5 protein-coding genes and 1 pseudogene are annotated in these 10441 nt (G+C 72.6%); 4 read left to right on the top strand and 2 right to left on the bottom strand.

Annotated elements, in window-relative coordinates; genetic code table 11:
• Window positions 1-223 precede the first annotated feature (223 nt).
• A pseudogene (locus ACA361_RS25020) lies at window positions 224-700 on the bottom strand (SDR family NAD(P)-dependent oxidoreductase); the annotation flags it as partial.
• A gap of 28 nt (window positions 701-728) precedes the next feature.
• On the bottom strand, window positions 729-1220 hold the full coding sequence (locus ACA361_RS25015) for a ricin-type beta-trefoil lectin domain protein (RefSeq protein WP_375015601.1): 492 nt from the start codon (window positions 1218-1220) through the stop codon (window positions 729-731).
• 318 nt (window positions 1221-1538) lie between these two features.
• Here ACA361_RS25015 and ACA361_RS25010 point away from each other — a divergent pair, with 318 nt between their 5' ends.
• The 4 genes from ACA361_RS25010 (at window position 1539) to ACA361_RS24995 (ending at window position 10424) form a co-directional block, all read left to right on the top strand.
• Window positions 1539-2036, top strand: a complete 498-nt coding sequence (locus tag ACA361_RS25010; protein WP_375015599.1) for a peptidoglycan-binding protein — start codon at window positions 1539-1541, stop codon at window positions 2034-2036.
• Window positions 2037-2042: 6 nt separating this feature from the next.
• Window positions 2043-3929, top strand: a complete 1887-nt coding sequence (locus tag ACA361_RS25005; protein WP_375015597.1) for a peroxidase family protein — start codon at window positions 2043-2045, stop codon at window positions 3927-3929.
• Between the two features lie 294 nt (window positions 3930-4223).
• On the top strand, window positions 4224-6368 hold the full coding sequence (locus ACA361_RS25000; RefSeq protein ID WP_375015595.1) for an FkbM family methyltransferase: 2145 nt from the start codon (window positions 4224-4226) through the stop codon (window positions 6366-6368).
• 9 nt (window positions 6369-6377) lie between these two features.
• Entirely contained in the window at window positions 6378-10424 is a 4047-nt protein-coding gene (locus tag ACA361_RS24995) for a DUF4157 domain-containing protein (protein WP_375015593.1), read from the top strand.
• Window positions 10425-10441: the final 17 nt, after the last annotated feature.

Here is a 10441-nt window from a genome sequence, read left to right as displayed (position 1 = left end):
CGCCGGCAGCGCGACGTTGACCACGGTCACGTCGACCGCGATGAGGAATTGCAGCATGGCCATGCAGCACAGCACCAGCCACGCGCGCGCCGGGGACGAGGTGTCCGCGCGCGAAGAGAGAATGCCTGAAGGCACCAGGACGCTCCGTTGCTCGGAAGGGAGATTCCGGGCAGCACGATGAGGCCGCTCCGGTTCGGACCGAGGAGCGGCGGAACGTTCAGCGCTAGTGAGACGAACGCCCCGCCGCTAGCGGAGCGCCCTCGTCACAGCGGCGGCGGCAGCGGCGGCCGCGGAGGAGGCACCGGACACGAACGCGATCGTACCCGCGGCAATGGCCCGGACGCGCCCCGGGACGCGGAGCCGGGCTCGCCGAACGACAGGGCGCCACCACCCCCGCCCTTCGTACGCCGGCTTCACCTGCGTGTGCACGAACGCGATCCGGGTGGGCCTGCGCAGGTCCCCGGCCCGCCGGACCAAGGTCCCGTCCCGCCGCGGACCGCATCGCGGGGTCGGTGATGTGGCCGGCCGGCTCGGTGTCGACGAAGCCGGGCTCGACGACCACGACGCGCACACCCTGCGCGGTGACCTCCTGCCGCAGCGCCTCGGAGAACGCCGTCACGCCGAACTTCGTCGCGGAGTGGACGCCGTTGCCCGCCGACGCGATCCGGCCCGAGGCCGAGGAGACCTGGACGACGGCGCCCGGCGCCGATCGGCGCCGGCGGGGCGCGTCAGTTGTGGGTGCCGGTCCACTCCAGGTAGGTGCCCCAGCCGTGGCAGCCGGTGTAGTAGCAGGTGTAGACGGCGGACGCGGAGCCGGTGGTGGTCCGCAGGGCGAAGTTGGAGCCGTTGCCCTCGTTGTAGAACATGTTCGTGTTGCCGAAGTAGCGCCAGCGCTGGCCCCGGACCGACTTGCAGGTGCCCGTCCAGACCGCGTTCACGTTGGTCTTGTAGTCGGTCACCAGGCAGCGGCCGGTGGCCCGGTTCTTCACCTGCTTGTAGAAGGTGCTGCCGACCCAGTCCCACTGCTGGTAGGTGCTGCCGGAGCAGTTGGCCATGTACGCCTTGGTGCCGGTCCCGGCGGTCAGGCACTTGCCGGTCGCGTGGTTCCTGAACTTCCAGTACGTGGGGGCCGCCTGGGCGCTGGTGGCGGTGGCGCCGGTGACCACGGCGCCCAGCGCCGCGACGACGGCGAGCCGGGTGGGGAGTTCGCGGATTCTCATGGACCGGAAGGGTTCCGGGCGCGCGGTAATGCCCGGGGGCAAGATCATGTCGGGACGCTTACATGATCTTGAACGTCCGTGGCGAGCCCCCGGCCGGGCACGCAGCAGATAGGGAGCACAGCGTCCCCTACTCAACGGACGGCCGCGTAACGATCACGACTGGACATGGAAAGCCTGGTCCAGCGCTGAGGACTTTTTGAAACTGTTGCGTTGGTGGCCGAACGAATCCATGACTTGCCCCGGGTTTGGCTGCCCTCGACCGTTCCCCTGCTTGGCTTGGAAGAGACCGTGAGAGGTGTCAGAGCAGAAGGAGGAGACATGCATGCTCCACCGTTCCAGCCGCCGTTGATGAAACATCCGCCCGGCACCAGTGGCGCGGCCGTCAGGGAATGGCAGCTGAAGATGAGGGAACGCGGGTGGAATATCGTCGCGGACGGCCACTACGGCCCGGCCAGCAAGCGGATCTGCATGAACTTCCAGCGAGAGCACCAGCTGGCGGTCGATGGGATCGTCGGCCCGATCACCTGGAAGGCCGCCTGGGAGGCGGCCGGCACGACCCCGCCGTACGGCCCCGGTGTGATCCTGCACTACGGCTCCGTCGGCGAGCACGTCCTCGCCTGGGAGCGCCAGGTCGACAGCAGGGGCTGGCGGATCCAGGCCATCGACGGCGCCTTCGACGCCGAGACCGAGAGCGCATGCAAGGCGCTGCAGTCCTTCAAGGGCCTGTACCCGACCGGGCAGATCGACCATAAGACATGGAACGCCGCCTGGCAGGAGAAGGTGCCGGTGGCCGCAGAGCCGACGTTCCCGAGGTGAGCTGCCATGACGGGAACGGCCCAGCGCGCGCGGCCCGTACCGGACCTCGGACGGCCGCGTCCGCGAACGCGTCAGGCCGGACGTGCACGTGCCGGACCGGCCCTGGCGCGCCTGTACCAGCGGACCGCGCTGCTGCTGGACCGCACGGTCGGGTGGCACCGCCTGCCTACGCCGCTCGGCCTGCTGGTCCTGGTGGGGCTACGCGACGTCCTGCGCCGGGAGAACCTCTTCGACACCGAGGCACTGCCCGCCACCGGCCGCCCCCCGGTTCGCCCGGCCACGCCCGCGGACCGCACCGCCCGGAGCGCGGACGGCTCGCACAACCACCCCGCCGACCCCCGGATGGGCATGGCCGGCGCGCGGTTCGGGCGCAACCTGCCGCCCGCGGCGACCTTTCCCGATCCGCCGTCCGCGATCATGTCGCCGAGCCCCCGCGAGATCAGCCGCAGGCTGCTGACCCGGACCGAACTGATCCCGGCCACGTCGGTGAACGCGCTGGTCGCCGCCTGGCTGCAGTTCATGATCCGGGACTGGTTCAGCCACGGCACCGGCCCGGCCGAGGACCCCTGGACCATCCCGCTCGCCGTCGGCGACCCGTGGCCGGCCCCGCCGATGACGGTGCCGCGGACCCGTCCGGACCCGACCGGGCGTCCCGGCGACGGCCCGCCGACGTGGGTGAATACCGAGACCCACTGGTGGGACGCCTCGCAGCTCTACGGCTCGGGGATCGAGGCCCAGCGGCGGGTCAGGTCCGGGCAGGACGGCAGGCTCCGCGTCACGCCGGACGGGCTGCCATGGCGGCCCACCGAGCCCGAATCCGACCCGGCCAGGGTCCCCGGCTTCTGGGCGGGGACGCTGCTGATGCAGACGCTGTTCGTCCTGGAGCACAACGCGATCTGCGCCCGGCTCCGCGCCGAACACCCCACCTGGGGCGATGAGGAGCTGTTCCAGCGGGCCCGGCTGATCAACGCGGCGCTGATCGCGAAGATCCACACCACCGAGTGGACGCCCGCGGTCATCAGCCATCCCACGACCCGGCTCGGCATGCGCGCCAACTGGTGGGGCCTGGCGGGAGAACGGGCGCACCGGCTGTTCGGCCGGATCGGGGACGGTGAGCTCATCAGCGGCATCCCGGGCTCGCGGACCCGGCTCGACGGCGTCCCGTTCTCGCTCACCGAGGAGTTCGTCGCGGTCTACCGCATGCACCCGCTGGTCCCCGACGACTTCCCGCTGCGCTCCCTCGACGGCGCGGGCCCGGCGCCCGCGACCCTGACCCTGCGCGACCTGTCCGGCCCGGCCGCCGTGGACGTGGCGCGCGGGCACGGCGTCGCGGACCTGCTGTACTCGTTCGGGACGATCCACCCGGGCCTGGTCACGCTGCACAACTTCCCGCGCTTCCTGCAGGAGTTCGCCCGGCCGGACGGGCTCCTGCAAGACCTGGCCGCCACGGACATCCTGCGCGGCCGGGAGCTGGGCGTACCGCGCTACAACGCGTTCCGGAGACTGCTGCGGCTCCCGCCCGCCCGGAGCTTCCGCCACCTCACCGGCGACGACGCCGCCGCCCGTGAGATCGAGGCGGTCTACGGCGGCGACATCGAAAGCGTCGACCTCATGATCGGTATGTACGCCGAGCGGCGGCCCCGGGGGTTCGCCTTCAGCGACACCGCGTTCCGCGTCTTCCTGCTGATGGCCACCCGCCGCCTCAGCGCCGACCGGTTCTTCACCGAGGCATACCGGCCCGAGGTCTACACCCCCGAGGGGCTGGCCTGGATCGCCGACAACACCATGCTGTCGGTGCTCCTGCGCCACTACCCCGAACTGCGGCCCGCACTGGCCGGCTCGGCCAACGCCTTCACGCCGTGGGCCCGCGGGACGAGGCGGGCGGAGCCATGACGGCGACCGCCGTGTTCCTTCCCGGCCGATCCCGACATGCCGGGCCCGCTGCACCCGTACCTGCCCGCATCACGGGCGACCGGCCGAGCCTTTGCCTCCCGGGCCGCTCACGTGAACCCGCCCGAGCGCCCACATCCCCGCGGCGGTCCGGATACCCGCACCTCAGCGGCCTCCTTAGTACCTTGAGCCGATGGGGTTCGGCTCATTGCGCGTTGTGGTCACGGCCTACGATCGGCCGGAGGGCTGGCGCGCCTCATCGACGATCTCGAGCGCGAGGGCCTGGCCGGACCGCGGGTGCACATCTACGACGACGCCTCGCCGCGGCCGGACCCGGCGCTGGCCCGGCGGCTCGCGGCGCTCGGGTGCCGGCTGCGCCGAGCACCGGCCAACCATGGCAAGCGCCGCTGGTGGCAGTGGTGGAACACGATTCTCGCCGACCTCAGGAGCGACCTTGAGACGGCCCGGGACGACGGCCCAATCCTCGTGCTTCAGGACGACGTCCGGCTCTGCCACGGCTTCGCCGAACGGGCGCTGCGCCTGTTCGCGGGGATCGACGACCCGGCGAAGGCGACGCTGCACCTGCACCTGACGGCCGAGCGGTCCGCCCTCGGCGCCTCCGGCTGGACGGCGGTGCGGGCCGTGGAGTTCGGCGACGTCGTCCGCAGCGGATGGGTCGACATGAGCGCGTTCCTCGCCCACCCGAGGCTCTTCGCGGCGCTGGGCTGGCGGCTCGACCCCGTTCCCGCGGCCCGCTGGGATCGCGACGACCTGCTCAGCAGCGGCGTGGGGGAGCAGATCAGCCGGCGGGCGCACGCCGTGGGCCTGGGCATGTACCAGGTGCGCCGCTCGCTCGCCGTGCACGACGAGAGCCGTTCGCGGATGAACCCGTCCGCCCGGGTCCGCCAGCCGATGCGCACGACGGCGTTCGTCGAGGGCGACGCGGCGGCGGCGCGGCTGGCCGCGTCCCGTCCCGCCGTGCTCGCCTCGCTCGCGTCGATCCCCGCACGCGCCGACGGGCTGCGCCAGGTCGTCGAGCGGCTGCGCCCCCAGGTCGACGAGCTCGTGGTCTACCTCAACGGGTATGACCGCGTCCCAGGCTTCCTCGACGGTGTCACGACCGTGCGCAGCCAGGACCACGGGGACCGGGGCGACGCCGGGAAGTTCTTCCCGGCGGGCCGGCACACCGGGGTCCACGTCGTCTGCGACGACGACATCGCCTATCCGCCGGACTACGTCGACGCCCTTCTGGACGGCATCCGGCGGCACGGACGCCGGGCGGTGGTCGGCTTTCACGCGAGCACGTTCCGGGAACCGTTCACGAGCTACCACCGCTCGCGCTCGATCAGCCACATGTCCCGGGCGGTCCCCGAGGACGTCGCCGTCCACGTCCTCGGGACGGCGACCGCCGCGTACCACACGAGCACGATCATCGTGCGGGACCGGGACTTTCCCGTGCCGAACCTCGCCGACGTCTGGTTCGCGCTGCTCGGCCAGCGCCAGCGGGTCCCCTTCGTGCAGCTGCGCCGGGAGGCGGGATGGCTCACCGAGCTGCCGGGACCGGACGGCGCGCCGTACGAGGGCCTTTACGCCCGTGGCCGCCGCGGTTCCGTGGAGGGTGATCGGACGAGCCCGGAGACCCGCGCCGTCCTCTCTCATCAGCCGTGGACCCTGTCCTCCCGCACGGCGGTCCACCCCGCCGCGGCCGGGCCCCCGGCGATCGGCGAACCGCCCGGGCGACTGGTGCGGGTGCGCGTCCGCGGTCCCGCGCACGACGCCGTCCTCCTGCTGCCCGAGGACGACCACATCACCTTGGCCGTCCAGCGGACCGGCTCGTACTACGAACGCGATCTGCTCGACGCCGTGTCCGCGACCGGCGCGCGCGGGGTCTTCGTCGACGTGGGCGCCCACTACGGCAACCACACGGCGTTCTTCGCGATCGAGTGCGGCGAGCGGGTCATCGCCGTCGAGCCCGCCCGCGACGCCGTGGCCGGGCTGCGGGCGACGCTGGCGGAGAACGGAATCCAGGACCGGGTCGAGGTCCGCCCGGTCGGGGTGCACCCGAGCGCGCGGCGGCTGGCCCCGCTCCCGATCGGCTGGCGCCCGGACGGGCGGCCGGGCACCGCCCGCACGAACACCGGCGCCCGCCGGTTCGGGCCCGACGACGACGGCGACGTCGAGGCGCTTCCGCTCGACGACGTCCTCGCCGGGACCGACGGTGTCGGCCTGATCAAGGTGGACGCGGGCGGGCTCAGCGGCGAGATCCTCGGCTCGGGACGCCGGATGCTGCGCCGGGACCGTCCGGTGGTGGTCGCCGCGGCGGGGACCGACGACGAGCGGACCGCCGTGCGCGGCGTCCTCGAACCGCTGGGCTACGCCTGCGCCGGCCGTTACGGCTGGACCCCGACCTGGCTTTGGTCGCCGCGCCGCACGCCTGGGTAGAGTGGATCTGTGAGCCCGGTCACGGCAGCCGCGCCGACCGTACGCTCCGCCGCGGCCCGCACGGCCGAACCCGCGGCGGCCCGGCCGGCGCGTGCCGCGGCGGCGCCGCCCCGGCGCCATCCGGCCCCCGCGCCGGCCACCCGCGAACGGCTTGCGGCGCGGCTGCTCGACGGACGCGCACCGTCCGGCCGGAACGCCGTGCCGGACCACGACACGCTGCCGGACGACGACGTGCGGGCGACGCCGACCACCAGGGATCGCGTCGCGGCGGCCCTTCGGACGCCGGAGCCGCACGACCGGCGCGGCCGGAAGCCGCCCGCCGGCGCGGCGGACCGGCGAGTCGCTCACGCTCCCGCACCGCGCCGGCCCGCCCATGACACCGTGTCGTCCGGGCGGCGCCTCCTCTCCCAGGGGCCGGCCGAGCCCGATCCAACGACCGCGCCCCTGACCGGGCGGACCGGGCACGAGCCCGCTCAGGCCCGGGCGCCGCCCAGGGTACTGACGAAACTCCACGTCACCGGCTCGGCCGACCCCTGGGAGGTCGAGGCCGAGGCCGTCGCGGCGCTCGTGCTGCGCGGTGCCGCGCTCCACGAGGGCGGCCCCCGCCATGGTGGCCACGGCGGAACCGCCGGCCGGGTCGGACACCTTCCGGCGGCGGCCGGCACGCACTGGCACCAGGCCCTCGACACGCGGACGGCGGACACCGTGACCGCCGCGATCTCGTCCGGGGCCGGCAGCCCCCTGCCCGGCTCGGTCCGCGCCCGGATCGAGGCCGTCCTCGGTGCCGACCTCTCGCCGGTCCGGGTCCGCCAGGACGCCGACTGCGCCGTCGCGGCGCGCGTCCTCGGTGCGCGCGCCTTCACGGCCGGCGACACGATCCACCTCGCCGCCGGGGCGTCCGTCCACGACATCCGGCTCATCGCGCACGAGGCGACGCACGTCGTCCAGCAGGGATCGATGCGGCGGTCGCCGGCCGCACCGCGCCCGCCGCCGCTCGTGCTGCGCGACGTCTCGGACCATCTGCCCGACGTCTCGGTGACCGACGTCGTCCCGGACTGGATCCTCGACGGCGTCCGGTCGGCGGTGCGGGCCATCCCCGGGTACGCCGCCCTGGCGTACGTCCTCGGCCAGGACCCGCTCACCGGCGCACCGGTGAGCGCCGACACCGCCGCGCTGCTCGACGCCGTCCTCACCTACGGCCCGTTCGGCCCGGCGGTCAGCACGGTGCTGAGCGCCCTCTCCATCGGCGCGGAGATCTACCAGGCCGTCATGGGCGGGCTCGCCGCGCACAACCTCACCCTCGCCCGGATCGGCCGCGACATCGCCGCGGCGTGGGACGACGTCTCGGTCCTCAACGGGATCGACGGCAACGTCGCCGTCCTCCGGCGGTACGTCGACGCGTTCCTGCGCGACCTGCGGGCCCTGGCCGAGGAGCTGGTCGACCGGGTCCTCACGCTGGTGCGGGAGGCCGTGGTGGCGGTCGCCGAGCCCTTCCTCGAAAGTCCGGCCATCAGGCCGGTCTGGAACCTCGCCAAGGAGGTCCTGCGCTACGACCCGCTGCGCGGCGTCGAGGTGAGCGTTCCGACGGCGCAGATCATCGCCGACTTCCTGACCCTCATCGGGCAGGAGCAGCGGCTGGAGCAGATGCGCGAGCGCGGCACCCTCCAGGAGACCGCGGACTGGCTCGACCTCCGGCTGCTCGAATTCGCGGGCATCATCGCCGAGCTCTCCGCGCTCTTCACCGAGGCCTGGGCCGCGATCCAGCCGCAGAACCTGCCGAACCTCCTCGACACCCTGCCGGGCCTGGCCGACCGCGCGTTCGGGACGGTGCGGCGGATCGCGGACTTCGCGCTGGTCCTCATCGCGAAGGTCCTCGAGCTGGTCAAGAAGGCGCTGCTGGGGTGGCTCAGCGAGCACGCCCACAAGGTCCCCGGATTCCATCTGCTCACCGTCATCATCGGACAGAACCCGTTCACCGGCGAGGTCGTGCTCCGGACGCCCGGCAACCTCATCCGCGGGTTCATCACCCTGATGCCGGACGGCGAGGCGACCTACCAGGAGCTGGAGAAGTCCGGTGTCGTCACCGACGCGGCGGCCACGATCGAGGGCGCGATGGCCCGCCTCGGTATCTCGCTGGAGATGGTCACCGCGACGTTCGCCGGCGTCTGGAACGCGCTCGGGCTCGACGACCTCCTGCAACCGGTCGCGGCCTTCGAACGGGTGGTGGCGCGGTTCGGTGAGCCGCTGGCCCGGATCATCGAGTTCGCCGGTGTGGTCATCGAGGTCGTCGTCACGCTGATCCTGCGGCTCATGAACTTCCCGACCGAGCTGCTCGGGCGCGTCATCGCCAACGCCATGCAGGCGATCGCCGACATCCGGCGCGACCCGGTCGCCTTCCTGCGCAACATGCTCGCCGCGATCAGGCTCGGCTTCGGCAACTTCTTCGACCATATCGGCGGCTACCTGCTCGACGGCCTGGCGGCGTGGCTGTTCCGCGGTCTGGGGCAACTCGGTATCAAACTGCCCGCGGACCTCTCGCCGGGGTCGATCCTCACGCTCGTGCTCGACGTGCTGGGCCTGTCCGCCGAGCTCCTGTGGACCAAGCTCGGCAAGCACATCGGCGAGGACAAGGTCCGGCTCATCCGGGGCGGCATCGGCGTTCTCGGCGGCGCCTGGCAGTTCCTTCAGGACGTCCAGAACGAAGGGCTGCCCGCGGTCTGGCGGTTCGCCGCCGACCAGCTGTCGAACCTCTGGCAGACGCTGCTCGACACGGCCCTCGACTGGATCAAGAAGGTGGTCGTCGAACGGGCGGTCGTCAAGGTGCTCAGCTTCCTGGACCCCACCGGGATCATGGCGGTCATCAACAGCGCGATCGCCATCTTCAAGGCGGTCCAGTCAGCGATCGAGTACCTGCGCGACCTCCTCGAGGTGCTCGACAGGTATGTCGGCACCCTCGCCGCGGTCGCGGCCGGCAACATCGTCCCGGGCGCGGAGAAGCTCGAACAGGGACTGGCGTCGATCATCCCGATCGCCATCGGGTTCCTGGCGAACCAGATCGGCCTGGGCAATATCCCCGACAAGATCGTCGAGATCATCGGCCGGTTGCGCGCGCTGGTGGACAAGGCGATCGACTGGCTCATCGAGCGGGCGCTGCGCCTCGGCCGCGCCATGCTCGACGCCCTCGGCCTGGGCGAGAAGAGGGCCGCCCCTCAGCAGGCCGGTCCGGAGGGGCAACTGCCCGAGGCGATCGACGAGCCGCTGCAGATCGGCGGGGTGGTGCACCATCTGAAGGACGACGGCCCTGGTGGGGGGCTCGTGCTGCATTCGGGCGCGGTGCTGGTCAACGCCATCGCCGATCCCGCATTGCAGGCGCTTGTCGCCGGGTTCAACGCGGCGAAGACGAAGAAGGACAGGCATGCCGCGGCCATCAGAGTGGCGGAGTGGATCGCGGAGAACATGCCGCCTTCCGGGCCTGGAGGCAGCGCGCCGGGCATCGGCAGGTTCGAGCGGCACGGCTCGCAGCCGCCGCGGCTGGAAAACGCGGGGGTCCCGCTGTGGTCGTTGCGGTCGGAGCACGTCGTGCCGTTCGCCGTCGTCCGCGGCCTGTGGACGGCACTCGGCGTCGAGGCCGAGGCCCAGCGCAAGGAACTCAGCCTCGAAGACGCCTCGCTGACCACGATCATGATCTACAAGGGGGCCGGCGTGGCCAAGGACGCCGACGAGGCGGGCCGCCGCAGCAGCGCGGCCGCCCGGCTCGAAACGATGACCCACGCCTACACGCAGCAGCCCGACGCCGACACGCCCGCGGCCGACGCCGTCTTCCGCCTGCGCGTCATGACCTTCCTGCATGGCGAGAAGGCCTGGTTCACCGACCTCACCGCGCAGAAGGTGCGGGACGAGCATGCCGCGCTGCAGGGCGCGCGAACCCATGGCGTCCTCCGGGCGGAGGTCGACCCGCTGCCCGGGCCCGGCGACATCGGCACGGCCGCCGAACGCGAACTCGCCGACGCCGAGCGGATCCTCGACAAGGCCCTCGCCGAACTGGAGCGGCCCTGAACGTGCACCCGAAGCAC

It is taken from the genome of Actinomadura sp. 21ATH, assembly GCF_041951345.1.
In the GTDB taxonomy this organism is placed as follows: domain Bacteria; phylum Actinomycetota; class Actinomycetes; order Streptosporangiales; family Streptosporangiaceae; genus Spirillospora.
Note: the sequence above shows the minus strand (reverse complement) of the source record. Positions and strands in the feature narration are given on the sequence as shown.

Bases quoted from the DNA above. Each gene is read 5' to 3' on its own strand.
- ACA361_RS25015 (WP_375015601.1), bottom strand. From the start codon at position 1,220: ATGAGAATCCGCGAACTCCCCACCCGGCTCGCCGTCGTCGCGGCGCTG.
- ACA361_RS25005 (WP_375015597.1), top strand. From the start codon at position 2,043: ATGACGGGAACGGCCCAGCGCGCGCGGCCCGTACCGGACCTCGGACGG.
- ACA361_RS25010 (WP_375015599.1), top strand. From the start codon at position 1,539: ATGCATGCTCCACCGTTCCAGCCGCCGTTGATGAAACATCCGCCCGGC.